24 protein-coding genes and 1 tRNA gene are annotated in these 26,173 nt (G+C 67.7%); 16 read left to right on the top strand and 9 right to left on the bottom strand.

Annotated elements, in window-relative coordinates; all coding sequences use genetic code 11:
- Positions 1-125 precede the first annotated feature (125 nt).
- Positions 126-710: a cytochrome b gene (locus tag J8I82_RS20280; RefSeq protein WP_431831561.1), complete on the top strand. Its 585-nt coding sequence runs from the start codon at positions 126-128 to the stop codon at positions 708-710.
- Positions 711-723: 13 nt separating this feature from the next.
- Here J8I82_RS20280 and J8I82_RS20275 read toward each other — a convergent pair whose 3' ends face one another.
- Entirely contained in the window at positions 724-1,965 is a 1,242-nt protein-coding gene (locus J8I82_RS20275) for a GNAT family N-acetyltransferase (RefSeq protein ID WP_209760547.1), read from the bottom strand.
- A 203-nt stretch (positions 1,966-2,168) separates the two neighbouring features.
- On the opposite strand from J8I82_RS20275, the gene J8I82_RS20270 reads away from it, so the two are divergent.
- Positions 2,169-4,217 carry an NAD(+) synthase gene (locus J8I82_RS20270; protein ID WP_209760546.1) on the top strand — a complete coding sequence of 683 codons (2,049 nt, stop codon included), beginning with the start codon at positions 2,169-2,171 and terminating at the stop codon, positions 4,215-4,217.
- Between the two features lie 66 nt (positions 4,218-4,283).
- Here the strand turns inward: J8I82_RS20270 and J8I82_RS20265 are convergent, their stop codons facing one another.
- Both J8I82_RS20265 and J8I82_RS20260 read right to left on the bottom strand, forming a co-directional pair.
- On the bottom strand, positions 4,284-4,610 hold the full coding sequence (locus J8I82_RS20265) for a DMT family transporter (protein ID WP_209760545.1): 327 nt from the start codon (positions 4,608-4,610) through the stop codon (positions 4,284-4,286).
- A gap of 3 nt (positions 4,611-4,613) precedes the next feature.
- Complete coding sequence (locus J8I82_RS20260) at positions 4,614-5,603, bottom strand: SLAC1 anion channel family protein (protein ID WP_209760544.1); 990 nt, start codon at positions 5,601-5,603, stop codon at positions 4,614-4,616.
- 243 nt (positions 5,604-5,846) lie between these two features.
- On the opposite strand from J8I82_RS20260, the gene J8I82_RS20255 reads away from it, so the two are divergent.
- The 3 genes from J8I82_RS20255 to glnK all read left to right on the top strand — a co-directional run bounded on the left by J8I82_RS20255 (position 5,847) and on the right by glnK (position 7,886).
- A complete protein-coding gene (locus tag J8I82_RS20255) occupies positions 5,847-6,260 on the top strand; it encodes a hypothetical protein (RefSeq protein WP_209760543.1) in 414 nt (137 codons plus the stop codon).
- 76 nt (positions 6,261-6,336) lie between these two features.
- On the top strand, positions 6,337-7,296 hold the full coding sequence (locus J8I82_RS20250; protein WP_209760542.1) for a GlxA family transcriptional regulator: 960 nt from the start codon (positions 6,337-6,339) through the stop codon (positions 7,294-7,296).
- Between the two features lie 251 nt (positions 7,297-7,547).
- Positions 7,548-7,886, top strand: a complete 339-nt coding sequence (glnK, locus tag J8I82_RS20245) for a P-II family nitrogen regulator (RefSeq protein WP_006162803.1) — start codon at positions 7,548-7,550, stop codon at positions 7,884-7,886.
- Between the two features lie 80 nt (positions 7,887-7,966).
- Here the strand turns inward: glnK and J8I82_RS20240 are convergent, their stop codons facing one another.
- The 3 genes from J8I82_RS20240 to trxB all read right to left on the bottom strand — a co-directional run bounded on the left by J8I82_RS20240 (position 7,967) and on the right by trxB (position 10,382).
- Complete coding sequence (locus tag J8I82_RS20240) at positions 7,967-8,608, bottom strand: trimeric intracellular cation channel family protein (RefSeq protein WP_209760541.1); 642 nt, start codon at positions 8,606-8,608, stop codon at positions 7,967-7,969.
- Positions 8,609-8,633: 25 nt separating this feature from the next.
- A complete protein-coding gene (locus tag J8I82_RS20235) occupies positions 8,634-9,308 on the bottom strand; it encodes a Smr/MutS family protein (RefSeq protein ID WP_209760540.1) in 675 nt (224 codons plus the stop codon).
- Positions 9,309-9,416: 108 nt separating this feature from the next.
- Complete coding sequence (gene trxB, locus J8I82_RS20230; protein WP_209760539.1) at positions 9,417-10,382, bottom strand: thioredoxin-disulfide reductase; 966 nt, start codon at positions 10,380-10,382, stop codon at positions 9,417-9,419.
- 230 nt (positions 10,383-10,612) lie between these two features.
- Here trxB and J8I82_RS20225 point away from each other — a divergent pair, with 230 nt between their 5' ends.
- The 5 genes from J8I82_RS20225 to J8I82_RS20205 all read left to right on the top strand — a co-directional run bounded on the left by J8I82_RS20225 (position 10,613) and on the right by J8I82_RS20205 (position 15,935).
- Positions 10,613-12,940, top strand: coding sequence for a DNA translocase FtsK (locus J8I82_RS20225; protein WP_209760538.1), 2,328 nt, complete (start codon positions 10,613-10,615; stop codon positions 12,938-12,940).
- Between the two features lie 188 nt (positions 12,941-13,128).
- Positions 13,129-13,764 (top strand): outer membrane lipoprotein chaperone LolA, encoded by a 636-nt coding sequence (gene lolA, locus J8I82_RS20220; protein ID WP_209760537.1) that lies wholly within the window; start codon positions 13,129-13,131, stop codon positions 13,762-13,764.
- 26 nt (positions 13,765-13,790) lie between these two features.
- Positions 13,791-14,210 (top strand): hypothetical protein, encoded by a 420-nt coding sequence (locus J8I82_RS20215; protein ID WP_209760596.1) that lies wholly within the window; start codon positions 13,791-13,793, stop codon positions 14,208-14,210.
- 149 nt (positions 14,211-14,359) lie between these two features.
- The gene (locus J8I82_RS20210; RefSeq protein WP_209760536.1) at positions 14,360-14,698 is read left to right on the top strand and encodes a hypothetical protein; all 339 of its coding nucleotides are present in this window, start codon (positions 14,360-14,362) and stop codon (positions 14,696-14,698) included.
- A gap of 199 nt (positions 14,699-14,897) precedes the next feature.
- Positions 14,898-15,935, top strand: a complete 1,038-nt coding sequence (locus J8I82_RS20205) for a Fe(3+) ABC transporter substrate-binding protein (RefSeq protein WP_209760535.1) — start codon at positions 14,898-14,900, stop codon at positions 15,933-15,935.
- A gap of 63 nt (positions 15,936-15,998) precedes the next feature.
- On the opposite strand, the gene J8I82_RS20200 is transcribed toward J8I82_RS20205, so the two are convergent.
- Together J8I82_RS20200 and J8I82_RS20195 are read right to left on the bottom strand one after the other, a co-directional pair.
- A complete protein-coding gene (locus J8I82_RS20200; RefSeq protein ID WP_209760534.1) occupies positions 15,999-16,673 on the bottom strand; it encodes a hypothetical protein in 675 nt (224 codons plus the stop codon).
- Between the two features lie 133 nt (positions 16,674-16,806).
- Positions 16,807-18,450, bottom strand: coding sequence for an ABC transporter permease (locus J8I82_RS20195; RefSeq protein WP_209760533.1), 1,644 nt, complete (start codon positions 18,448-18,450; stop codon positions 16,807-16,809).
- Positions 18,451-18,575: 125 nt separating this feature from the next.
- On the opposite strand from J8I82_RS20195, the gene J8I82_RS20190 reads away from it, so the two are divergent.
- From J8I82_RS20190 to J8I82_RS20165, 6 genes are all read left to right on the top strand, one after another.
- Positions 18,576-19,706, top strand: a complete 1,131-nt coding sequence (locus J8I82_RS20190) for an ABC transporter ATP-binding protein (RefSeq protein ID WP_209760532.1) — start codon at positions 18,576-18,578, stop codon at positions 19,704-19,706.
- Positions 19,707-19,787: 81 nt separating this feature from the next.
- Positions 19,788-21,152, top strand: coding sequence for a replication-associated recombination protein A (locus J8I82_RS20185; protein WP_209760531.1), 1,365 nt, complete (start codon positions 19,788-19,790; stop codon positions 21,150-21,152).
- 81 nt (positions 21,153-21,233) lie between these two features.
- Entirely contained in the window at positions 21,234-22,538 is a 1,305-nt protein-coding gene (gene serS, locus J8I82_RS20180) for a serine--tRNA ligase (protein ID WP_209760595.1), read from the top strand.
- A gap of 80 nt (positions 22,539-22,618) precedes the next feature.
- A tRNA-Ser gene (locus tag J8I82_RS20175) sits at positions 22,619-22,708 on the top strand.
- Positions 22,709-22,889: 181 nt separating this feature from the next.
- Positions 22,890-23,771, top strand: a complete 882-nt coding sequence (locus J8I82_RS20170) for a DUF1653 domain-containing protein (RefSeq protein ID WP_431831563.1) — start codon at positions 22,890-22,892, stop codon at positions 23,769-23,771.
- On the top strand, positions 23,764-24,903 hold the full coding sequence (locus tag J8I82_RS20165; protein ID WP_284183110.1) for a phosphatase PAP2 family protein: 1,140 nt from the start codon (positions 23,764-23,766) through the stop codon (positions 24,901-24,903). Before J8I82_RS20170 ends, J8I82_RS20165 begins: the two co-directional genes overlap by 8 nt.
- Here J8I82_RS20165 and paeA read toward each other — a convergent pair.
- Entirely contained in the window at positions 24,791-26,104 is a 1,314-nt protein-coding gene (gene paeA, locus J8I82_RS20160; RefSeq protein WP_209760528.1) for a polyamine export protein PaeA, read from the bottom strand. The genes J8I82_RS20165 and paeA overlap by 113 nt on opposite strands.
- Between the last annotated feature and the right edge of the window lie 69 nt (positions 26,105-26,173).

Below are 26,173 nucleotides of genomic sequence, written 5' to 3'. Positions count from 1 at the left end.
ACCGTCGCTGAAGAAACCCCGCCGCGGCGGGGTTTTTTGTTGCCCGCCGCTTGATGGCGGTTAGGACCTGTCCGCGCGGCTTGCGCTACGCTGGTCCTGTGTCGAACAAGAAGGAGAATCCCACCATGAACCGCACCACACCGGGCATCAAGCCGATGCAGGGACTGCCGGAGGTGTTGTCGCCATCGCGCCGCCATGACCGGCTTGCGGTGAGCTTCCATTGGGCGGTGTTCGTGCTGGTGGCGCTGGCATATGCGGCCATCGAAATGAAGGGCATTTTCGACAAGGGCACGCCGGCGCGCGTGCTGGCCATGGACATCCATGAATGGGCCGGCGCGCTGGTGCTCGTGCTGGCAGTGCCGCGGCTGCTGTGGCGGCTGGTGCGCGGCGCACCGGCGCCGGAACCCGGCCCGCGCTGGGTGCATCTGGCGGGAGAGGCCATGCACTGGGTGCTGTACCTGTTTATCCTGGCGCAGCCGCTGCTGGGGTTGCTGGCGATGAATGCCGGCGGACATCTGCTGGCGCTGCCGTCGCTGGGGATCGAAGTGCCCGCGCTGGTGGCGGCGGACCCCGCGCTGAAGGACACGGTCAAGGCCATCCACGAAACGCTGGGCACCGCGTTCTACCTGGTCATCGGGCTGCATGCGATGGCTTCGCTGTTCCACCACTACATGCTGGGCGACAACACGCTGCGGCGCATGTGGCGCTGAGCGCCGCGGCGGCTCAGGAACGGGCGAAGGGATTGCGTTCGCCCAGTTCGTCGAGGTATGCGTCGATACCGTGGCGCTCGCGCGCGAGGAAACGCTCCACGGCATCGGCAAAGTCGGGATGCGCCAGCCAGTGCGCCGAGCGTGTCGCCACCGGCAGGAAGCCGCGTGCCATCTTGTGTTCGCCCTGCGCGCCGCCTTCGAAGGTACGGATGCCGTGGGCGATGCAGAACTCCAGCGGCTGGTAGTACGCGGTCTCGAAGTGCAGGCAGGGGTGGTATTCCAGCGCGCCCCAGTAGCGGCCATATAGCGTGCTGACCTGCGGCGCATCGTCGTAGACCAGCAGCGATGAGGCGATCGGCTGGCCCGCGCGCTCGGCCACTACCAGCAGCAGGTGCTGCGGCATCGCCGCGCCGATCCGCCGGAAGAAGTCCAGGTTCAGGTAGGGCGTGGAATGGTGCTCGCGATAGGTCTGGCGGTAGCAGCGGTTGAAGAAACGCCAGGCCTCTTCATCGATCTCCTGGCCGCGCAGGTGGCGGAAGGTGATGCCCGCCTGCGCCACCTGGCGCCGTTCGGCGCGGATGTTCTTGCGCTTCTTCTGTGACAGGGTGGCGAGGAAGTCGTCGAAATCGGCGTACGGTTTGCTGCCGCCTTCGCCGCCATTGGTCCAGTGGAACTGCACGCCATGCCGCATCAGCATGCCGGCCTGCTGCATCAGCCCGGCTTCGGCCTCGTCGGGGAACAGGACATGCAGCGACGACATGCCGCTTTCCGCCGCCAGCGCCAGCGCCACCTCCAGCAGCAGCCGGCGTGCTTGCGGATCTTCAGCGATCAGCCGCGCGCCGCGCACCGGCGTGAACGGGATTGCCGACAGCCACTTGGGGTAGTACTCGATGTTGTGCCGCGCATAGGCATCGGCCCAGGCCCAGTCGAACACGTACTCGCCGTACGAATGCGCCTTGGCATAGAGCGGCATCGCCGCGGCCAGCCGGTCGCCGGCCCACAACGTCAGGAAGCGCGGATGCCAGCCGGTTTCCGCGCATGCGCTGCCGCTGGCATGCAAGGCATGCAGGAAGGCGTGGCGCAGGAAGGGTGTCGGTTCGGGCTGGCGCGCCAGCAGCGCGTCCCACGCGGCCGGTTCGATCTCGGCCAGGTCGGAGACGATGCGCGTCTGGTAGTCCGGAGTGTCCGCTTGGCTGGCTTTCTGGTCGTCTGCGCGGCTGCCTGTGGCCGCCGTATCGCCGGAATCCGACTGCATGGGCTGTCGCTGAAGGGATGGGAACGGGAGCGCGCCCAGGGCGGGCGCATGGCGGCTCGAGTCTACCGGAAATGGCGTGGCGGCGCTGCGGCACGGCGGCGGCGGCGCGGCCCCGGGTAGCGACGTAGAATGGCGGATATGCGTCACCCCCAGGTTCAGGCGCGGATGACCCGCCCCATGCCTGCCATACCCCAGGGCCCGATATGAAGACTCCGTTTTTCAACCTCTATTCCCATGGCTTTGCCCGCGTGGCCGTCGGCGTGCCGGTCTGCCGCGTGGCCGACCCCGCCTTCAATGCGCGCGAGACGCTGGCGCTGGCCACGCAGGCCGCGCAGCGCGGCGCCGTGCTGGCCGCGTTCCCCGAGCTGGGCCTGTCGGCCTATACCTGCGACGACCTGTTCCACCAGCGCACGCTGCTCGATGCGTGCGAGACCGCGCTCGGCACCATTGTCGAAGCTTCGCGCAAGCTGCCGCTGGCGATGGTGGTGGGCATGCCGCTGCGCGTGCAGCACCAGCTGTTCAACTGCGCCGTCGTGGTCGCCGCTGGCCGTGTGCAGGGCGTCGTGCCCAAGTCGTTCCTGCCCAACTACTGGGAATTCTATGAAGGGCGCCAGTTCAGCGCGGCCGACTGCGCCACGGTCGACAGCGTGCGGCTGCTGGGCCAGGACGTGCCGTTCGGCGCCGGGCTGCTGTTCGATATCGAAGGCCTGCCGTTCTTCCGTTTCCACGCCGAGATCTGCGAAGACGTGTGGGTGCCGGTGCCGCCGTCGTCCTTCGCTGCGATGGCCGGCGCGACCGTGCTGGTGAACCTGTCGGCATCGAACATCGTGATCGGCAAATCCGGCTACCGGCACCAGCTGGTGTCGCAGCAGTCGGCGCGCTGCCTGGCGGCGTACCTGTACACCTCGGCCGGCAAGGGCGAGTCGTCGACCGACCTGGCCTGGGACGGGCAGGCACTGATCTACGAGAACGGCGAAGTGCTGGCCGAATCCGAGCGTTTCTCCGGCGACTCGCACCTGCTGTTCGCAGACGTCGATGTCGAACGCCTGTCGCGCGAGCGCATGCACCAGGTCACCTTCGGCCATTCGGTGCGCCGGCACAAGGCCGAGGTCGAAGCGTTCCGCGTGGTCACCTTCGCGCTCGACCTGCCGCGCGAGAAGTCGCTGCCGCTGGCACGCAATGTGGCGCGCTTCCCGTACGTGCCGGCCGACCCGCGCCAGCGCGACGAGCGCTGCATGGAGGTCTACAACATCCAGGTGCAGGCGCTGGTGCAGCGGCTGTCGGCCAGCAAGATCAGCAAGGTGGTGATCGGCGTTTCGGGCGGGCTCGATTCCACGCATGCGCTGCTGGTGTGCGCCAAGGCGATGGACCGGCTGGGGCTGCCGCGCGCCAATATCCTCGCCTATACCATGCCCGGCTTCGCCACCAGCGACCGCACGCTCGACCAGGCGCGCAAGCTGATGCAGGTGGTGGGCTGCAGTGCCACCGAGATCGACATCCGCCCAAGCTGCCTGGCCATGCTGAAGGACCTGGGGCATCCGTACGCCGCGGGCGAAAAGGTCTATGACGTGACCTTCGAGAACGTGCAGGCCGGCGAGCGCACCAATCACCTGTTCCGGCTGGCCAATTTCCACGGCGCGATCGTGATCGGCACCGGCGACCTGAGCGAGCTGGCGCTGGGCTGGTGCACCTATGGCGTGGGCGACCACATGTCGCACTACAACGTCAACGCCAGCGTGCCCAAGACGCTGATCTCGCACCTGGTGCGCTGGGTCGCCGAGACCGGCCAGATCGGCGCGGGCGGCGCCGACGTGCTGCTGGCGGTGCTGGACACCGACATCAGCCCCGAGCTGGTGCCCGGCGACAGCAACCATGGCCCGGAGCAGAAAACCGAAAGCAGCATCGGGCCATACGAGCTGCAGGACTTCAATCTCTACTACACGCTGCGCTTCGGCTTCACGCCGTCCAAGATCGCCTTCCTGGCCCAGCACGCCTGGGGCGACCGCGAGCGCGGCGTGTGGCCGTACGGGCCGGAGGTGGCACGCAACCAGTACGGGCTGCCGGAGATCAAGCGCAACCTCGCGATCTTCCTCGACCGCTTCTTCCGGACCAGCCAGTTCAAGCGTTCCTGCATCCCGAACGCGCCCAAGGTCGGGTCGGGTGGTTCGCTGTCGCCGCGCGGCGACTGGCGCGCACCGAGCGACTCGGAGTCGGCGGTCTGGCTGGCGGACCTGGAGAAGGTACCGGACTAATACCCCTGTGTCGCATAGCAGCGAAATGGCCCGCATTGTGCGGGCCATTTTCTTGCCGGCGCGCTTTCAGGCAGCTGGCCCGCTGACCAGCTTCAGCCCAACCACGCCGCACAGGATCAGCGCGATGCAGCCCGCGCGCGCCAGCGATGCCGGTTCGTCCAGCCACAGCATGCCGAGCATCGCGGTGCCGGCCGCGCCGATGCCGGTCCAGACCGCATACGCCGTTCCCACCGGCAGCACGCGCAGCGACAGCGTCAGCAGGATGATGCTGGACAGCCCGGTCACCACCGCGTAGACACTGGGCCAGAACCGGCTGAAGCCGGCCGACCATTTCATGCCAAACGCGAAGGCGATCTCGAGCACGCCGGCCACGGCCAACAGGGTCCACGACATCGATCAGACGGCCAGCAAACGACGCGTGAAGAGACTGTGCAGCGTGCGCGCGGATAGCACCGCGATCGCCACCGTCAGGACCAGCAGGATCAGCCCGGCCAGCCAGTGGAGCACGCCGGCCTGCACGTGGTCCGCGTACTTCAGCGCCGCGTTCGACAGCGCCGCCATCGGGAAGCTGATGGCCCACCACGACGGCGCGAACTGCACCGGGCGGCGGAACACGCGCCATGCCAGCAGCACGAACAGGAACAGGCCGAAGTAGAACAGCATGCCGGCAAACAGGTCGACGTGGCCGGTCACGTTGACGTAGGCCAGGAAGCCGACCTCGAACGGCGCGATCAGGATGATCAGCGACGGCACCATGCCGGCGGGCAGCGGATCGTGGTGGACCAGGCGCGAGAAGATCATGGTGAAGAACACCAGCGCGATCACCGTGCCGACGGCGGCGGCGAACAGGTTGACCTCATGCGCCCATGCCATCGGCATGGTGCCGCCGGCCACGGCGATGTCGAGCGTCGCCACGCCGGGAATCAGCCAGGCCGGCACGACATTGGCCGGCTCGGTGCGGCTGTTGAGCAGCCGGCCCGCGATGACGACGGTCAGCGCCACGGTGAGCACCGTGCCGACCGCCCAGATTGCCTGCCCCAGCGCCGCGTGGTGCGCGCCGACCACCGACGACAGCAGCAGGATGGCAATGGCGATGGTGCCGAAGAAATTGCCCGCGACGGGGTGGCTGAACTCCGCGCGGACCGCTTCGGGATAGCGCTTCCACTTGGCGAGATAGCCGGCGGCCAGGGCCACGAAAGCCAGTACGGCGAGCACGCCGACGGCGTCGCCGATGACGGGACTGGCACCGAAAGGGGTGACGGCGCCGCGCCATGCCAGCGACAGGCCGGACAGGCCCATGACGGCGGCGAACAGGTTGACGGGGAGGTGCTTCACGGAACTGCGGGGCGCCGGCAGGGCGGCCGCGAGATGGGCTGCAACAGTCATATTCGTGGGTCTGCTTCAGGAAATTGCCCGCCTTGACGGGTAACGGGGAGGAGCTTGCCGCGGCCTGCGGTGGGTAGGGGGCGGGCCTGGTGAAGGGAATTATGGTTTTCAGATCGATTGGCCGATAGGCGCGAGATACGTCAGATCCTGCCAATCACGGGTCGCTGGCTGCCAGTGGCGACGCAGCGCCGCTTTTCCTGCCTAGACTGCGCGCCGTTTGCGATGCGAAGGAAAGGAAAACAGATGAAACCATCCCTGACGAAGCGGGCTGCGGTGCCCGCACTGCTGCTGTTGTGCTGCGTGAGCCTCGCCGCCTGCATCCAGGCGCCGATCCGGCGCCATGAAGGCGAGCCGCTGCTTCGGCTCGGCCAGGGCGGCGCGCGCGAACACGTCGACGGCGTCGACATCTGGATGCGCGGCGAGCCGCCGCGGCCCTACGAGGTGCTGGCCTACACCACCGTGGAAACCGCGGAAGGGTGGATCGGCGAGCGCTTCCTGCTGAAGCGGGTCGCCAGCCGCGTACGCGAGGCTGGCGGCGACGCCGCACTGATCGGCGACCAGCGCAGCCGGCTGGTGGCATTGCAGCGCGCGGGCAGCCATGCCGCGCTGGCGGATTCGCGGCGCATCGTCGAGATTTCCATCGTGCGCTACCGCTGACGCGCCCTGGCTGAATCTGCCTAGACTTGTCATAGCCAGCCAAGCCGGGCCACGCCCGGCACTTGCCTTGCCGCCCATGAAAATCGCCATCGTCGCCTTTCCTGGCTTCCAGATGCTGGATCTCGCCGGTCCCCTCGACGTGTTCCACGAAGGCGCGCGCCAGGCCGGACAGCCGGATGCCTACCAGTTCGAGATCATTGCATCGGCGCCCGGCATGCTCACTGCCTCCAACGGCATGCGTATCGAGCCGGACGCGACGCTGGAGACGGCGGGTGACGACATCGACACGCTGCTGGTCGCGGGCGGCCCCGCGCTCTGGCGGCAGACGCAGGACGAAACCGTCCGCGCCTGGCTGGCGCGGAAGGAGCGCACTGTGCGGCGGATCGGGTCGGTCTGTTCCGGGGCGATGGTGCTGGCGCATGCCGGCTTGCTCGAGGGCCGCAGCGTCACCACGCACTGGAACACCACCGACCGGCTGGCCCGCATGTTCCCGGGCGTCCACGTGGAGCCGGACCGGATCTACGTGAAGGACGGCAACCTGTACACGTCCGCCGGCGTGACCGCCGGACTGGACCTGGCACTGGCGCTGGTCGAGGAGGATTTCGGGCGCGTGGTGGCGCTGCGGGTGGCGCGCGAACTGGTGATGTTCCTCAAGCGGCCGGGCGGGCAGTCGCAGTTCAGTGCCCACCTCGCGGCGCAGACGGCCGAGCGCAATGCCCTGCGGGAGGTGCAGAGCTGGGTGGTCGAGAACCTCGCCGGCGACCTCTCGGTCGAGGCGCTGGCGGCGCGTGCCGGCATGAGCACGCGCAACTTTGCCCGCGTCTTCCGGCAGGAATGCCAGGTGACGCCGGCCGATTTCGTCGAGGCCGCGCGCATCGACGCCGCGCGCCGTCTGCTGGAAGGCTCGCGCCATCCGCTCAAGCGCGTGGCCGCGCTGGCCGGCTTTGGCGATCCCAACAACCTGCGGCGTGCCTTCCTGCGCCGGATCGGGGTGGCGCCTTCGGATTACCGGCGCCGTTTCCTCAACACGGCGTGACCGGGTGATGTGCACAGGGTTTGCACAGGCTCTGCACAGGATTTCCCGGCGGCTGTCCACAGGGTTGTCCACAGCCGAGAACGGCGTCGCGCCGGCCCCCGATGCGTGATGCCGAACGTTCCGGCCGCGCCGGGCGCGGGATTGCGGGGATTGCACGGCGCCAATGGCTGGTAAAATGCCAGCCGGAGAGCGCCGCGTCCGCGGCGGTGCGCCGCCAGGCGCGTGAAACAAACGATAACCAGGGGCCAGTCATGAAGCAGATTACCGCCATCATCAAACCGTTCAAGCTCGACGAGGTGCGTGAAGCCCTGGCTGACGTCGGCGTGACCGGGCTGACGGTGACCGAGGTGAAGGGATTTGGCCGCCAGAAAGGGCATACCGAGCTCTACCGCGGTGCCGAATACGTCGTCGACTTCCTCCCCAAGATCAAGATCGAGGTGGTGGTGGCCGAGAACCAGCTTGACACTGTGCTTGATGCCATCGTCAAGGCTGCGCATACCGGCAAGATCGGCGACGGCAAGATCTTCGTGACCGAGATCGAACGCGTGATCCGCATTCGTACCGGCGAGCAGGACGAAGCCGCGGTCTGACCCGCCGGCTGCAAAGGCAAGAACGCCGCCCAACCGGGCGGCGTTTTTTTGTTTTGGGGCTTGTCCCGCGGGATGCCGGCTCAGCTCGGCAGCTTCCAGCCGTAGCGCACCGACACCAGCCGCATCGCGATGATCGCCAGCGCGCCGGTCATCAGCGCCGCCTCCTGCTGCACTTCCAGCCAGGTCAGGCCGATGTAGATCCAGCAGCCGACAAAGGAGCAGGTCGCGTAGGGCGAGCGGTCGCGCAGGATCATCGGTACTTCATTGCACAGCACGTCGCGCACCACGCCGCCGAACACCGACGAGATGATGCCCATCATCACCGCCACGGTTGGCGTCATCTGCGCCACCAGCGCGAGCGAGGCGCCGGTGACCGAGAACAGCCCCAGCCCGATCGCGTCGGCGACGATCAAGGCCCGGTCCGACGCCACGCGGCTGACCACGCGCAGCACGAACGACGCGCCGAACGACATCGCGAAGATCAGCAGCACATAGCCTTCATGGTCGACCCAGTAGAACGGGCGCCGGTCCAGCAGCACGTCGCGCAGCGTGCCCCCGCCAAAGGCCGTGGCGAACGCGACCACGAAGGTGCCGACCACGTCGAGCCGCTGCTTGCGCGCGTCGACCACGCCCGACACCGCGAAGGCGAGCACGCCGATGACCTCCATGATATGGAGGATCAGGGGCAGGCGCCCCATCAGCAATTCAAGCGGGAGACGCATCCGCGGCGCTGTCAGGCCCGGCGCATCAGGGCTTCGGCTGGCGCAGCAGCACCATCAGCGCGCCGGCGCCGCCTTCGGCCTCGCGCGCCTGCACGAAGGCGAGCACTTCCTCCTTCTGCACCAGCCAGCTGCGCACCTTGCCCTTGAGCACCGGCAGCTTGTCGGGCGAGCCCAGGCCCTTGCCGTGGATCACGCGCACGCAGCGCACGCCGTTGCGCACCGAGCGGCGCAGGAATTCGGCCAGCGCTTCGCGCGCCTCGTCGCTGCGCAGGCCGTGCAGGTCGACCTTGTCCTGGGGCACCCATTCGCCGCGGCGCAGCTTGCGGATCACGTCCATGCCGATGCCGGGCCGGCGGAACGACAGGGTCTCGTCGGTCTCCAGCAGGCTTTCGACGTCGAACTCATCGGACAGCGAGGCTTGCAGCACCGCCTGGTCGTTGCGCTGCGATTGCACCGGCACGGGCGCGGGCTTGCTGGCGGGGTGGTGGGCGCGGTTGCGGGCGCGCAGCTGGCTGACCTGGCCCACGCTGGCACGGAACACGTCGGCCTCTTCGCGGGCACGCTGTGCCGCCTGCTCGGCGGCCAGGCGTTCAGCTTCGCGCCGCTCGGCATCGGCCTTGAGGTTGTCGCGCAGGCGGGACAGGTCGTTCAGGCCGAAGCGCTGGGTCGGTCGGTCGGGTTTGCGGGCGCCTTGCGTCATGAAAAATCTCCGGGTACTCGCCGGGATTATATCGACCGGGGCAGGGCCGCCGCGGCGGCTGCGGGAAGGGGGCGAACCGGCCGCGGCGGCCGGTTCGGGACGGCGGGATTACTTCAGGGCTTCGACATAGCGCTGGGCATCCAGCGCGGCCATGCAGCCGGTGCCGGCGCTGGTGATCGCCTGGCGGTAGACGTGGTCCTGCACATCGCCGGCGGCGAACACACCGGGCACGCTGGTGGCGGTGGCGTCGCCCTGCAGGCCCGACTTGGTCACCAGGTAGCCGTTCTTCATCTCCAGCTGGCCGGCGAACAGGTCGGTATTGGGCTTGTGGCCAATGGCGATGAACACGCCCGCCAGCTTCAGCTCCTCGGTCTGGCTGGTCTTGGCGTTGCGGATGCGGATGCCGGTGACGCCGGAATCGTCGCCCAGCACTTCATCCAGCACGTTGTCGTAGCGGATTTCAATGCGGCCTTCCTTTTCGCGCTGGAGCAGGCGGTCGACCAGGATCGGCTCCGCGCGGAAGCTGTCGCGGCGGTGGATCACGGTGACCTTGCTGGCGATGTGCGACAGGTACAGCGCTTCTTCCACGGCGGTGTTGCCGCCGCCGACCACGGCGACTTCCTGGTTCTTGTAGAAGAAGCCGTCGCAGGTGGCGCAGGCCGACACGCCGCGGCCCATGAAGGACTCTTCCGACGGCAGGCCCAGGTATTGGGCCGAAGCGCCGGTGGCGATGACGAGGGCGTCGCAGGTGTACTCGCCGGCGTCGCCGATCAGCGTGAAGGGGCGGGCCGGCTTGCCGTTGTCGTCCACCAGCCTGGCGGTGTGGATGTGATCGAAGATGATTTCGGTCTTGAACTCTTCGGCATGCGCCAGCAGGCGCTGCATCAGTTCGGGGCCCTGGACGCCCTTGGCATCGCCCGGCCAGTTCTCGACGTCCGTGGTGGTCATCAGCTGTCCACCCTGGGCCAGGCCGGTGATCAGCACCGGCTGCAGGTTGGCGCGGGCCGCGTAGACCGCGGCGGTATAGCCGGCGGGACCAGAACCGAGAATCAGCACTTTTGCGTGTTTTGCCATGATGCGTTCCTGTGGCCGGTGCGGCATGATGCCCACCGGCATTGCTCGAAAGCGACATTATAAGAGGAGCGGCATTTGCCCACTGTTGCAAATTCCAATGGGTGCGATAGCCGCCGCCCACGTTAAAATGGCCGCCACGATGCCCGTCAGTCACCTGGTCAGTCAACGCTGACCCAGGCCGACGGCGGCGCCAAACGCATCCGGAATCACCTTAAGAGTCCTATCCAGGCATGGCCCGAGCTACCACGACCACCCGCACCGATCCGTCAGCCTTGCCATCGCGCATCGGCAAACTGCTGGGCGAGGTGCGCTGGTTCCTGCTGCTGGCCGTCACGCTGGGCTTCCTGTGCGTGCTGGCCAGCTACAGCAAGACCGACCCCGGCTGGTCGCATGCGAACCAGGTCGCCGATATCCATAACCTGGGCGGCCGTGTCGGCGCCTGGGTAGCCGACGTGCTGTTCTTTATCTTCGGCTTCTCGGCCTACTGGTGGGCGGTGCTGCTGGTGCGGCGCTGCTGGCGCGGCTGGCGCACGCTGACGGCCGAGCTGCCGGAGCGCGAGGATCATCGCCAGGGCGTGGCGGTGAGCTGGATCGGCTTCGCGCTGACGCTGCTGTCCAGCATGGGGCTGGAGGCGATCCGCATGTACCCGCTGCGCGCCGCGCTGCCGCGCGCGCCGGGCGGGGTGCTGGGCGACACGCTGGGCGGCTGGATGCAGGTGGCGCTGGGCTTCACCGGCGCGACGCTGCTGCTGCTGTTGCTGTTCGCGATCGGTCTGTCCCTGTTCTTCCACTTCTCGTGGCTGTCGGTGGCCGAGCATATCGGCGGTTTTGTCGAAACCATGTTCCTGGGCTTCAAGGCGCGCCGCGAGAGCAAGCAGGACCGCATCATCGGCGAGGCCGCCAAGGTCGAGCGCAAGGAAACCGTCGAGGTGCAGCGCGTGCGCATCGAAGAGGCGCCGCCCGTGCAGATCGTGCGCCCCCAGGCGGTGCCCAAGCATGAACGGGTGGAGCGCGAGAAGCAGCAGCCGCTGTTCGCCGATATCCAGGACTCGGACCTGCCGCCGCTGTCGTTGCTCGACCCGATCCCGCCGCACCAGGAAACGGTCAGCGCCGAGACGCTGGAATTCACCTCGCGCCTGATCGAGAAGAAGCTCAAGGACTTCGGCGTCGAGGTCAAGGTGGTGGCGGCCTACCCGGGGCCGGTCATCACGCGCTACGAGATCGAGCCGGCCACCGGCGTCAAGGGCAGCCAGGTGGTCAACCTGGCGCGCGACCTGGCGCGTTCGCTGTCGCTGGTGTCGATCCGCGTGGTCGAGACCATTCCCGGCAAGAACTACATGGGGCTGGAGCTGCCCAATCCGAAGCGCCAGACCGTGCGGCTGTCTGAAATCCTCGGCTCGCAGGTCTACAACGAGAGTGCTTCCAGCCTGACCATGGCGCTGGGCAAGGACATCGCCGGCAAGCCGATGGTGGCGGACCTGGCCAAGATGCCGCACTGCATGGTCGCTGGCACCACGGGCTCGGGCAAGTCGGTGGGCATCAACGCGATGATCCTGTCGCTGCTGTACAAGGCCAAGCCGGACAACGTGCGCCTGATCCTGATCGATCCCAAGATGCTCGAGATGAGCGTCTACGAGGGCATCCCGCACCTGCTGTGTCCGGTGGTGACCGACATGCGCCAGGCCGGCAACGCTCTGAACTGGGCGGTCGGCGAGATGGAGCGGCGCTACAAGCTGATGAGCAAGCTGGGCGTGCGCAACCTGGCGGGCTACAACAAGAAGATCGACGAGGCTGCGGCCAGGGAAGAGAAGCTCCCGAACCCGTTCAGCCTGACGCCGGATGCGCCGGAGCCGCTGGACAAGCTGCCCACCATCGTCATCGTCATCGACGAGCTGGCCGACCTGATGATGGTGGTCGGCAAGAAGGTGGAAGAGCTGATCGCGCGCATCGCGCAGAAGGCGCGCGCCGCCGGCCTGCACCTGGTGCTGGCCACGCAGCGCCCGTCGGTGGACGTGATCACCGGCCTGATCAAGGCCAACGTGCCGACCCGCATCGCCTTCCAGGTCAGCAGCAAGATCGACTCGCGCACCATCCTCGACCAGCAGGGCGCCGAGACGCTGCTGGGCATGGGCGACATGCTCTACCTGGCGCCGGGCACGGGCCTGCCGGTGCGCGTGCATGGCGCCTTTGTCTCGGACGATGAAGTCCACCGCGTGGTGGAAAAGCTGAAGGAAGGCGGGGAGGCCAACTACATCGAAGGCATCCTCGAGGGCGGCCTCGCGGAAGACGGTGGCGGCGATGGCTTTGGCGGCGGCGCCGGTATCGGCGGTGGCGGCGGCGAGGCGGATCCGCTGTATGACCAGGCCGTGGAAGTGGTGCTGAAGAACCGGCGCGCATCGATCTCGCTGGTGCAGCGCCATCTGCGCATCGGCTACAACCGCGCCGCGCGTCTGCTGGAAGATATGGAGAAGGCCGGGCTGGTGTCGGCCATGTCGGGTAATGGCAACCGCGACATCCTGGTGCAGGGCGGTGGCGCGGCTGCGCGGGATGATGATTAGAGCGCAGGCGGGTATCCCGGCTGGCCGCGGATTGGCCCAGCGTAATATCCGGTTACCCGTGTAGCACGGGCGGCACGGAATCCTGTACCAGCTGCCGCCTCTAACCAGACACGTTGACCGTGCGGCGGGCTGCCGGAGCAGGTGCCGCACTACGGCAACGCATTCGATAACAACCAGGATCCAGAATCATGCGCAACCGCATCCTCGTGTCGGCCTGCGCCGCGCTGGCGATGTTTGCCATCCAGGCGCCGGCCCATGCCACAGCCACCGACCAGCTGCAGAGCTTTGTCACCGGTGTGAAGAGCGCGCGCGGCGAATTCACGCAGCGCCAGGTCAAGGGGCAGGGCGCCAACGTCAAGGTGACCGGCAACTCCAGCGGCACCTTCGTCTTTTCGCGCCCGGGCAAGTTCAGCTGGCGCTATACCAAGCCCTACGAGCAACTGCTGCAGGCCGATGGCCAGACCCTCTACATCTACGACAAGGACCTGAACCAGGTCACCGAGCGCAAGCTCGACGCCGCGCTGGGTTCCAGTCCCGCGGCGATCCTGTTCGGCAGCAATGACCTGGAAAAGAACTTCGCCATCAAGAACGCCCCGACCCGCGATGGCGTGGAATGGCTGGAATTGACGCCCAAGGCCAAGGACACGCAGTTTGAGCGCATCGGCATCGGCTTCAAGGGCGGCAATCTCGAAGCCATGGAGCTGCGCGACGCCTTCGGCAACACCACCTTGCTGACCTTCACGAACATGCAGAAGAACCCGCCGCTGGCCGCCGATGCGTTCCGCTTCACGGTGCCCAAGGGCGCCGACGTGATGAAGCAATGAGGCCCCCCATGATTGCCAACTCAGCCATGGCCGTTCGCATTGTTGCTGCCCGCGGACGTTACGGCGCAGCGATCCTGGCCGGTGCCGGCGCACTTGCGCTGGCGGCTTGCGCCAGCACGGGCGGCGGTGCCAGCAAGTTCGATGTCGAATCCTTCCTGCGCGCGCCGGACACTGCGTTGCCCGAAGTGCTCGGCAACGCAGCGTTCCTCAAGTCCACCCGCGTGCCCGCGTCGGATTGCGCGGTCATGCTGCAGTCCGCCAGCACCGGCGTGCTGGAAGACCTGCCGCCCAGCAGCAACGCGCGCGGCCCCGCCTGGCTGCTGCACCCCAGGGGCAAGCCCGAACAGGTCTGGCTCGTGGTCAGCGAGTCTGGCGGCGAACGGACGTGTCACGGCCCGTTGCCGGCCGACGCGATGAAGACGCTGGCCGAACGGGCAAAGGGCTGAACCAGGCGCTCTTGCGGCGACCCCACGCTGGGCAAATGCGCCGCCTGGCAATCCGGCAAATGTTTCCGGTTCCCCCAACGGAATCTGAATGTTGCCGTTCGTCATGTGTCACAGAATGCTCTTACCCGCATCCTTGACAGGAGAACGAAATGACCGCGAAGCGGATGACGACACATGCCCGGCTGCTTCCCTGGATTGCCGCAACGGTTGCCCTGGCGACCGGTTGCGCGACGCAGCCCAGCGAGCCCGCACCAATGCCGGGGCCGCAAGGTGCGCGGGGCACCCCGGCCGGCTGTGCCGCCGACAAGGTTGCCGACGACACCCTGGTGGGCAAGAGCGAGGCCGAGGCCGTCGGCCTGCTGCAAGGCTGCGCGTGGCGTCTCGGCGAACGCGACGGGCAGCAGTTTCCCGGCACGATGGACTACAACCCTCAGCGCCGGACCCTCGGCATCAAGGCTGGCAAGGTCGCGTGGGTGCGGCGCGGCTGAAGTGATGTGAAAGCGCGTCCACCTGGTGTATCGAGGCGCAAGGATTGAGCTCTCAACGGGCGGCCAACATGACAAAAATGTAATTTGACCCGCTGAACAAGAATCAATAATGTTTTTGGCTGTCCGGAATCCAATAACCGGGCAGTCCCGGGTGTCCCGGATGCTGGCGACTGCCCAATCATGCTGGGGAGCCATCCGCGTGAAGACCACTATTCGAACCTTGCTGCCGCGTGTCGCGGCGCTGGCCCTGCTGACGCTGCCGCTCGCGGCGGCGGCGCAGGAAAAGGTGCTGAACCTCTATACCGCCCGGCACTACCAGACGGACGAGGCCCTGTACGCCAACTTCACCAAGCAGACCGGCATCAAGATCAACCGGATCGAAGGCCAGGAAGATCCGCTGCTGGAGCGCATCCGCAATGAGGGCGCCAATAGCCCGGCGGACGTCTTCATCACTGTCGATATTGGCCGGCTGTGGCGTGCCCAGCAGGCTGGCGTGTTCACGCCGGTCAAGTCCAGGGTGCTGGAATCGCGCATCCCCGCCAACTACCGCGACCCGAACGGGGAATGGTTCGGCTTCTCGGCGCGCGGCCGCGTGATCGCGTACAACAAGACCGCGGTCAAGGCCGGCGACATCGCGACCTACGAGGACCTGGCCGATCCCAAGTGGAAGGGTAAGGTGTGCACGCGTTCCAGCGGGCACGTCTACAACCTGTCGCTGGTGTCCAGCCTGATCGCGCACGACGGCGAGGCGCGCACCGAGCAGTGGGCGCGCGGCGTGGCAGCCAACCTGGCGCGCGCACCCAAGGGCGGCGATACCGACCAGCTCAAGGCCGTGGCCGCGGGCGAGTGCGACGTGGCGATCTCCAACACCTACTACATCGCGCGCCTGCTGAAATCGACCAAGCCGGAAGACAAGGCGGTGGCCGACAAGCTGGGCGTGGTGTGGCCCAACCAGAAAAGCCAGGGCGTGCACATGAACATCTCCGGCGGCGGCATGCTGAAGCACGCGCCGAACAAGGAAGCAGCGGTCAAGTTCCTGGAGTACCTGGCCAGCGACGAGGCGCAGCGCTACTTTGCCGACGGCAACAACGAATGGCCGGTGGTGCAGGGCGTGAAGGTCAGCAATCCGGCGCTCGATTCGCTGGGCGAGTTCAAGGCCGACAGCATCAACGTGGCCGAGCTGGGCAAGTACCAGCCGCAGGCGCAGAAGCTGCTGGACCGCGCGGGCTTCAAGTAAGCCGCAGAAGGGCCGGCCGTCCCCGCACGAGGATGGCCGGCCGGCTCCGCATCAGGTTCCACATCAAAGCAGGAACCGCTTGTTTCCCTTCACCTCGGCCGGCTCGACCTTGCGGAACGTCAGTTTGACGCTGCTGTCGAGCCGCCGCCCCGCCTGGCGCCGGATCAGCGCGCGGTGCAGCAGGCCCTTGTGGCCGACCGTGCCTTCCGCATAGGGCTGGTTCCCGACCGTTCCCAGCGCCATGGCGGCCAGCGCCTGGTTGCGCTCCGCCGCACTCTTTTCCAGCAGCTTGTCCAGCGCCATGCGGGCACGCACCTGCGCGGCCAGCGCCGTGTCGCCGGGATTGGCGCGGGCACGCTCGGCGTCCCATGGCAGCCGCACCTTGCCCGCCAGCCGGCGCAGCGCCGCGCGCAATTCGGCGCCGTCCATGCGCGTTTCCTGCACGATCCACACCGCATCATGGCGCACTGCTGCTTCGGCATCCGCCATGCGGCGTACCAGCGCGGGTTGCAGGCCGGGGGAGGTGAACTGGCGAGCGCGGCGGATTGCGTTGAGCGCGATGCGGCGCGCCTGCGGATTGGCGTGGTCGGCAAGGTCATCGATGATGCGCGCCGCGGTATCGGCGGATTCGATCATCTCGGCCAGTTGTCCGGCCAGCGAGATTTCTTCCACGCCGCTCAGCGTGTTGCGGTTGACCAGCCGGTTCAGCTTGAACAACAGGATGTGGTATCGCAGCATACGCCCCCGTCATGCATTCCGGCGGCAGGCGCGGAAGGGCCCGGCGTGCCGCTGTTCTTGTCCCCGGGCGAGCGCCGGGCCATAAAAGGCTATCGGCGCGGCACGGCGGGACTTTAACGGGCCGGCGGGCGGCTCAGCGCTGCGCCTCGCGCCGGATCGTGCGCGACAGCACGATCACCGGCAGCAGGCCGACGGCAACGATCACCAGCGACGCGGTCGCGGCTTCGGTCAGGCGTTCGTCGGCAGCGAGGTTGTAGGCCTGCACCGCCAGCGTATCGAAGTTGAACGGCCGCATCACGAAAGTCGCCGGCAGTTCCTTCATCACATCGACAAAGACGATCAGCGCCGCCGTCAGCAGGCTGCCACGCAGCATCGGGAAATGCACGCGCCGCAGTGTGGCGCCGGGACCGTGGCCGAGGCTGTGCGCGGCGGCGTCCATGCTGGGCGTGATCTTGCCCAGGCCGGCATTGACCGTCTGCAGCGCCACGCCCAGGAAACGCACCAGCAGCGCATAGACCAGCGCCGCGATGCCGCCGGTCAGCAGCAAGCCGACCGACAGCCCGAACTGCTGCTGCAGCCACGCCGACAGCGCGTTGTCGAAGCGCGCCACCGGCACCAGCACGCCCACGGCGATGACCGAGCCCGGCAGCGCATAGCCCATGCCGCAAAGCCGCGTCAGCCCGCGCACCAGCCAGCCGCGCCGGCCGTTCGCGGCGCGCCCGGCGTAGCCGATTGCCAGCGCCACCAGCACGGCCGCCAGTGCCGTCGCGCTGGCCAGCAGGAAGCTGTTGCGCACCAGCCCGACAAAACGCGGACCGAACTGGGCATCGCCGTCGGTGAAGGCCATGCGGCACAACATCAGTGCCGGCACCAGAAAGCCCAGCAGCACCGGCACGGCGCACACCGCCAGTGCGAGCCAGCCGCGCGTGCCGCCGAGCGTCCATGCCGCGGCACGGCGCTGGTTGCCGTAGACCTGCGCGCGGCCGCGGCTGGCGCGTTCCACCAGCAGGATCGCGGCGACGAACAGCAGCATGCATGCCGACAGCTGCGCCGCCGCGTTCTTGTCGCCGAGCGAGAACCACGCGCGGTAGATGCCGGTGGAAAACGTGGGGATGGCAAAGTACGCCACGGTGCCGAAGTCAGCCAGCGTTTCCATCATCGCCAGCGCGGTGCCGGCGACGATGCCGGGCCGGGCCAGCGGCAGCACCACGCGCCAGAGCCGGCTCCAGGTGCCGTGGCCGAGCAGGCGTGCGGCTTCGATCGTGTTCTGTGTCTGTTGCAGGAAGGCGGCGCGCGCCGTCAGGTAGACGTAGGGATACAGCACGAGCGAGAACAGCGCGATGGCGCCGCCCAGCGAGCGGATGTCCGGGAACCAGTAGTCGCGCGCTTTCCAGCCGGTCAGTTCGCGCAGCCACCCTTGCACCGGCCCGGCGAACTGCAGCGCATCGGTGTAAGCGTAGGCGATCACATAGGCCGGCATCGCCATCGGCAGCACCAGCGCCCATTCCATCATGGCATGGCCGGGGAAGCGGTAGGTCGAGACCAGCCACGCCGTGGTCACGCCGAGCAGCAGCACGCCAGCGGCCACGCCAAGCAGCAGCCAGATGGTGTTGAGCACGTACTCTGCCAGCACCGTGTCGATCAGGTGGCGCCAGGTCTCGCCGGCGGGCAGCAGCACTGCCGAGGCGACCACCAGCACCGGCACGGCGATCAGCAGCGCCATCGCTAGCGTGGCCAGGGTCAGGGGGTGAAGGCGGCGGCGGCTGGGAAGGAGCATGCGGTGGATTCGATGGGAGCGAGCCCTGACGAGTGACGCTGGCGCGGCACGCGGGCTGCCGCATTCTAGCAATGCCGCGCGCGAGACGGTCCCGCGGCACGGCGCCACGTCCCTATAATGCGCACATGCGAACCGATTCCTATTCCCGATTACCCGGAGCCCAGGCACGCACCCGGCCGATTGCGCGCAGCGGCACCCCCGGGACCGCCGCCGGCGCTGCCGTCATCGAGGTCGACCGTATCCGGCATGCCTTCGGCCGGCACGCGGTGGTCAAGGGCCTGTCGTTTGCGCTGGCGCGCGGCAACATCGCCTGCCTGCTGGGGCCCAGCGGCTGCGGCAAGACCACCGTGCTGCGCGCCATCGCCGGCTTCGAGCCGTTGCAGGACGGCCGCATCGTGCTGGACGGGCAGACCGTGTCGTCGTCGGACGCGCTGGTGCCGCCGGAGCAGCGCCGCATCGGCATGGTGTTCCAGGACTACGCGCTGTTCCCGCACCTGGACGTGGCGGCCAACGTCGGCTTCGGTCTGACCGGCGCCGGCCGTACCGAGCGTGCGGCGCGGGTGGAAGAGGTGCTGGGGCTGGTGGGACTTGCCGGCTCGGGACGCAGGTATCCGCATGAGCTGTCCGGCGGCCAGCAGCAGCGGGTGGCGCTGGCGCGCGCACTGGCGCCGCGGCCCGAGCTGTTGCTGCTTGACGAACCGTTCTCCAACCTGGATGTCGATCTGCGCGAGCGCCTGAGCCTGGAAGTGCGCGCGATCCTGAAGGCGCAGGGCACCACCGCCATTCTGGTCACGCATGACCAGTACGAGGCCTTTGCCATGGCCGACGAAATCGGCGTGATGCATGACGGCGTGATCGAGCAGTGGGGCAGTGCGCACGAGTTGTACCACCGCCCGGCGACGCGCTTCGTCGCCGGCTTTATCGGCCAGGGGGTGCTGATGCCGGGGCACCTGCGCGGCGATGCGCGGATCGAAGTGGAGCTGGGCATGCTGAACCCGGCCGTGCCCCTGCAGTTGCCCGCGGATGCCGCCGTCGACGTGCTGGTGCGTCCTGACGACATCGTCCACGACGACGCCAGCCCGATGCAGGCGGAGGTGGTGCACAAGGCCTTCCGTGGCGCCGAGATCCTGTACACGCTGCGGCTGGCCAGCGGCGGCCGGGTGCTGGCGCTGGTGCCCTCGCACCACAACCACGCGGTGGGCGAGCGCATCGGCATCCGCGTCGAGATCGAGGACGTGGTCGCCTTTGCCGCCTAGCCCGGCGCGCAGGCCCGGCACCTGAGCGCAGGACGCCGATGGTCTACACTGTGGCGTTCTGCAATCGCAAGGTTTGATGACGTGGCGGACTCGCTGTTCTCCGATACCCCTGACCGTTCCCGGCAACCGCTGGCCGAGCGCCTGCGCCCGCGCACCATCGACGAGGTGATCGGGCAGCAGCACCTCCTGGGCCCGGGCAAGCCGCTGCGCGTGGCGTTCGAGTCGGGCGAGCCACATTCGATGATCCTGTGGGGCCCGCCCGGCGTGGGCAAGACCACGCTGGCGCGGCTGATGGCCGATGCCTTTGACGCCGAGTTCATCGCGCTGTCGGCGGTGCTGTCGGGCGTCAAGGACATCCGCGAGGCGGTGGAGCGCGCCGAGCAGTTCCGCGCGCACGGGCGGCGCACGCTGGTGTTCGTCGACGAGGTGCACCGCTTCAACAAGAGCCAGCAGGATGCCTTCCTGCCGCACGTCGAGAGCGGTCTGTTCACCTTCATCGGCGCGACCACCGAGAATCCGTCCTTCGAGGTCAACGGCGCGTTGCTGTCGCGCGCGGCGGTCTATGTGCTCAAGAGCCTGGACGATGCCGAACTGACCCAGCTGGCCCTGCGCGCCAGCGAAGAACTGGGTGGCATCAGCTGGCAGGACGAGGCCCTTGCGCTGATCGTGGCCTCGGCCGACGGCGACGGGCGCAAGCTGCTGAACAACATAGAGATCGTGGCGCGCGCCGCGCGCACCGCCGGCGCCGCGCAGATCGATACCGCACTGCTGGGCAGCGCGCTGTCGGAAAACCTGCGCCGCTTCGACAAGGGCGGCGATGCCTTCTACGACCAGATCAGCGCGCTGCACAAGTCGGTGCGCGGCTCGGACCCCGATGCCGCGCTGTACTGGTTCTGCCGCATGATCGACGGCGGCGCCGATCCGCGCTACCTGGCGCGGCGCATCGTGCGCATGGCGTGGGAAGACATCGGGCTGGCCGATCCCCGTGCCGCGCGCATCACGCTGGACGCGGCCGAGACCTACGAGCGGCTGGGCTCGCCCGAAGGCGAACTCGCATTGGGCCAGGCGCTGATCTACCTGGCCATCGCGCCCAAGTCCAATGCCGGCTACAACGCGTACAACGCGGCACGCGCCTTCGTCGGCAAGGACAAGTCGCGGGCGGTGCCGGTGCACCTGCGCAATGCGCCGACAAGGCTGATGAAGGAGCTTGGCTACGGCCATGCCTACCGCTACGCGCACGACGAGCCCGAGGCCTACGCCGCCGGCGAGCATTACTTTCCGGACGACCTGAAGGCGCAGGGCTGGTACCAGCCAGTGCCGCGCGGGCTGGAAGGCAAGATCGCCGAGAAGCTGCGTCATCTGCGTGAACTGGACGATGCCTGGCATCGCGAGCAGCGCGCGGCGAAAGCGAAGGACCCCGGCAAGGGCGGCAAGACCAGCGAATAGGTTGCCTGTTTGCTAACGTGTGTGCAGTAAAATGGCGGGTCCGCCGGCATGTCGCTGGCCCTGCACTTCACCTCAAGCAACATGCTCGACATCCAGCTGTTCCGCAAAGACATCGACGCCGTGGCGCAACGCCTTGCCACGCGCGGCTTCCAACTCGACGTGGCGGCGTTCCAGGCACTCGAGGCCGAACGCAAGCAACTGCAGACCCAGACCGAGGAACTGCAGGCACGCCGCAACAGCCTGTCCAAGCAGATCGGCATGCTCAAGGGCAAGGGCGAGGACGCCTCGGCCGTGATGGCGGAAGTGGGCGGCATCGGCGACACGCTCAAGGCCTCGGCCGCGCGGCTCGACGAGATCCAGGCGCATCTGTCGGAGCTGATGCTGTCGATCCCCAACCTGCCGCACGAAAGCGTGCCGGTGGGCAATGACGAGACGCAGAACGTCGAAGTGCGCCGCGTCGGCGAGCCGCGCCAGTTCGACTTTGCCGTGCGCGACCACGTCGACGTGGGCGAGAAGCTGGGCCTGGACTTCGACACCGCGGTCAAGGTGACCGGCTCGCGCTTTTCGATGTTGCGCGGCGGCTTGGCGCGCCTGAACCGCGCGCTGGTGCAGCTGATGCTCGACACCCATACGCAGGAACACGGCTATACCGAGATGTACGTGCCGTACATCGTCAACGCCGCCTCGATGCGCGGCACCGGCCAGCTGCCCAAGTTCGAGGAGGACCTGTTCAAGGTGCCGCGCAAGGTCGGCAGCGAAGAAGGCGAGCGCATCGAGAACTTCTACCTGATCCCGACCGCCGAGGTGCCGCTGACCAATATCGTGCGCGACGCCATCGTCGCCGGCGAGAAGCTGCCGCTGCGCTTCGTCGCGCATACGCCGTGCTTCCGCTCCGAAGCAGGCTCGTACGGCAAGGACACGCGCGGCATGATCCGCCAGCACCAGTTCGACAAGGTCGAGATGGTGCAGATTGTTCCGGCCGCGCAATCGTTCGACGCGCTGGAAGAGCTGACCGGCCACGCCGAGGCGATCCTGAAGAAGCTGGAACTGCCATTCCGCACCATCGTGCTGTGCACGGGCGACATGGGCTTCGGCAGCACCAAGACCTATGACCTCGAAGTGTGGATCCCGGCGCAGAACACGTACCGCGAGATCAGCTCGTGCTCGAATATGGGCGACTTCCAGGCGCGCCGCATGCAGGCGCGCATGCGCGCGGGGCAGGGCAAGCCGGAGCTGGTGCACTCGCTGAACGGCTCGGGCCTTGCCGTGGGCCGCACGCTGGTGGCCATCCTCGAGAACTACCAGAACGCCGACGGCTCGGTCACGGTCCCGGCCGCGCTGCAGCCTTACATGGGCGGCGCCACTCGCCTGGAACCGGAGCTGTAAAAAATCTGCTGTCGGCCTCTTGCACTGGCCGGTACGGTGTGGCTATAATCTCGGTTTCGCCACACGGCAATGCAGTTACCGGAGAGGTGGCAGAGTGGTCGAATGTACCTGACTCGAAATCAGGCGTACCGGCGACGGTACCGTGGGTTCGAATCCCACCCTCTCCGCCAGACAAGAAGCTGCCCGGTCTCGACCACCGGACAGGCAACAACAGTGTAGTAAAACTCAGGCCGACGCCCACGCAAGTGTGCGTCGGTTTTGTTTTTCCGGTGGTCGGTTTCATCGCTGCCAGCGCCTGGCGGTGCACTATCATGGCGATCCAGCGGACTGCCAACGAGGCCACCGATGACAATGCCACCCGCCACGCCTGCCGAATTCCACGGCGACCCCGCCGAACTGCCCGACGACCCCGACCTGGTTGCCGGCATGCCGTATCGCCACCACAAGGGGGGTGCCTACGCGGTGGTCGGCATCGGACGCCTTGAGGCCGACCTCGCGCCCGCAGTTGTCTATCGCGCGATGCGCGATCCCGCCTTGCTCTGGGTGCGCCGCGCCGACGTGTTCAGCGAGCCCGTGGTGACGCCGCAGGGAGAGGTGCCGCGCTTCGCCCCGGACTGGCCCGCCGCGCTGGCCTGCCTCGACTTCCTGCCGCGCAAGACCGTGCTGGAGGTGCTGGCGCTGCATGACACGCCATACCGGCACTACCACGGCCGCCGCCATGTCCTTGAGATGTTCGAGGTCGCCCGCGCGCGCGGCATCGCGCTGGATCCGGCGCAGGCGCTGGCGGTGCTGTGCCACGACGCGGTCTATGTGCCGGGCTGCGAGCACAACGAGTCGGCTTCGGCGGCCCTGGTCGAAACCGTTGCACCGGAGGTGGACCGCACGGTGCTCGGCCGGGCCGCGCAGATCGTGCGCGACACTCGCACGCATACGCCGACCATCGATGGCGCGGACGCCGTGCTCGATCTCGACCTGTTCCGGCTGGCCGCACCTCCTGACGTATTCGATGCCCACAGCGCCGATGTCTTCGCCGAGAACCGCGGCATGCTGGCCGCGCGCACCGGCTTGCATGGCGATGCGCTGCTGGCGGAGTTCGGGCGCCGGCGTGCCGCTTTCCTGGGCGAGCTGGCGCAGCGGCCGCGCCTGTTCCTGACGCCGCCCTTTGCCGACTGCGAGGCGCCAGCGCGCGCCAATATCGCGCGCATCGGCGGCGCGGAGGATGCGCGTGCCTGAGCTGCCTGCGCGCGTGGGCGCGGTTGGCGATGCCTGGCTGACACCCGGGACGGCGCTTGGGTTGCTGGGGCTGTTCACACTTGCCACGGTGTTGCTGCTGTGCCTGGTGCCGCTGCTGGTGGCGCTGTTGCGCCCGCTGGTGCGCTGGCTCGACGGCATGCGCGTCTGGGGCGCCAGTGCCCTGTCGACGCGCGTGGCCGCACAGGACCGCCCGCGCCGGTTGAGCACGCTGACGCTGCGCGTGCTGGAACGCGATATCGCCGAGCTGCTGCTGGTGCTCGCAGCCGGCGCCGCGCTGCTGGCCTGCGGGGCAGCGCTGTTCTGGCTGGCCGCCGAAGTGGCCCGGGGCGCCGAGGGCGACGAAGTGGTCCATCTCGACCAGCTGGTATTCGCGCAGCTGCGCGCATGGCGCCGCGACTGGCTCGATATCGCCATGGTCGCCGTGACCGAACTGGGCGGTGCGCGCATCTCGGTGGCGGTCGGCGTGGCGGTGTTCGCGTGGCTGTGGTGGCGGCGCGCGTGGGTCACGGCGCTGTACTGGGCCACGGCGCTGCTTGGCGCGCGCGCCTGCGTGATGGCGCTCAAGCTCGGCATGGCGCGGGTGCGGCCGGCCAGCATCTACAGCGGGCTGGAGTCGTATTCCTTTCCGAGCAGCCACGCCACCAGCAGCATGGTGACGTACGGCTTCCTGGCGTTCCTGCTGTGCCTGCGCCAGCCATGGCGCGTGCGCATGCCGGTGCTGGCGCTGACCGTGGTGGCGGTAGTGGCGATCGGGGTCTCGCGGCTGTACCTGGGCATGCACTGGCTGTCCGACGTGGCCGCGGGCTATGCGCTGGGGCTGGCGTGGATCGCGTTACTCGGCACCGCCTACCGTACGCTGCACGTGCCGGCGCCGCGGGACGCGGTGGCGCCGTGGCGGCTCGGCGTGGTGGCGGCGGCCGCGGTGGTGGTGGCGTTCAGCTACGTGGCGTGGTTCGGCATGCCGGATACACTGGAGCGCTATCGCCAGGCAGGACTCGCTACGGCTGTCCCACCGCAGGATCTTCTGGCGACGGCAGGCGCGATACCAGCAGCTGGTCGATCTTGTGGTGGTCGATGTCCAGCACTTCAAAGCGATAGCCCGCCACGGTAATCGACTCGGATTTCTTCGGGATGCGCTTGAGCGCGTAGATCACCAATCCGCCAGCGGTGTCGACATAGTCCTCACCGGGCAGGGCATCGAGTTCCAGCGCCTTCTTCAGATCCACCAGCGGCGTCAGGCCGTCGACCAGCCACGAGCTGTCGTCGCGTCGCACGATCTGCTCGTCTTCGCTGGAGTAGAGGATGTCGCCCATCAGCGCGCCGACGATATCGTCGAGCGTGACGATGCCCACCACCAGCCCGTACTCGTTCATTACCACGGCAAAGTTCTGGTGCATCTCGCGGAAGCGCGTGAGCGACTCGGACAGGGTCAGCGTGTCGGGGATCACCAGGACGTTCTTGTCGTGGTGGCGGCCGATGTTGCCGATCACCGTGGCGCTTTCGTCGGCCAGCAGCAGCTGCAGGATGTCCTTGGAATCGATATAGCCCTGCACGTCGTCCAGGTCATGCCCGCACACCGGGTATTGCGCATGCGGCTGGTTGACCAGCTTGCGCCGCACGCTGTCGGCGGGCTCGTTCAGGCTCAGCCAGACCACGTCGTCGCGCGGCGTCATGATCGCGGTGATGCCCTTGAACTCGAGTTCGAACACATTCTCGATCAGGTGCAGCTCATGCTTGTGCAGCACGCCGGCCTCGGCCCCGGCATCGACCATGGCGGCGATGTCCTCGGTGGTGATCTGGTCGACCGGCTTGGTCGGCATGCGCAACAGCCGCAGCGTGGCGTCGGCGGCGGCGTTGAAGACCCACACCAGCGGCTTGAGCACGCGCAGCAGCGTCAGCATCGGGTCGATCACTGCGAGCGCGCATGCTTCCGGGAAGGTCATCGCGATGCGCTTGGGAATCAGGTCGGCAAACTGGATAAACAGCAGCGTCACGATCAGGAACGAGCCGATATTGGCCACGCGCTGCGCGTGAGCCACCTGCATATAGGGCGACAGCGTTTCCAGCAGCAGGTCGGACACGTGCTTCTCGCCGAGGATACCGGCGAGGATGGCCACGCTGTTGACGCCGATCTGCACGATGGTGAAGAAATTCCCTGGCTCTTCCTTGAGCAGCAGTACGCGCGTGGCGCGGCCATCGCCGCGCTCGGACAAGACCTGGAGCTTGGTGCGGCGTGCGGCGGTCAGCGCGATCTCGGAGATGGAGAAGAAGGCGCTGACCAGGACAAGAGCGGTCAGGGTCAGGACAAACATAGGCGGTCTGGCGCATGCGGCCAGCGAGTGCAGGCGGCTTGATGATGGTGCACCGCCTGTGAAGCTGTC

It is taken from the genome of Cupriavidus consociatus, assembly GCF_017814975.1.
GTDB lineage: Bacteria > Pseudomonadota > Gammaproteobacteria > Burkholderiales > Burkholderiaceae > Cupriavidus > Cupriavidus consociatus.
Note: the sequence above shows the minus strand (reverse complement) of the source record. Positions and strands in the feature narration are given on the sequence as shown.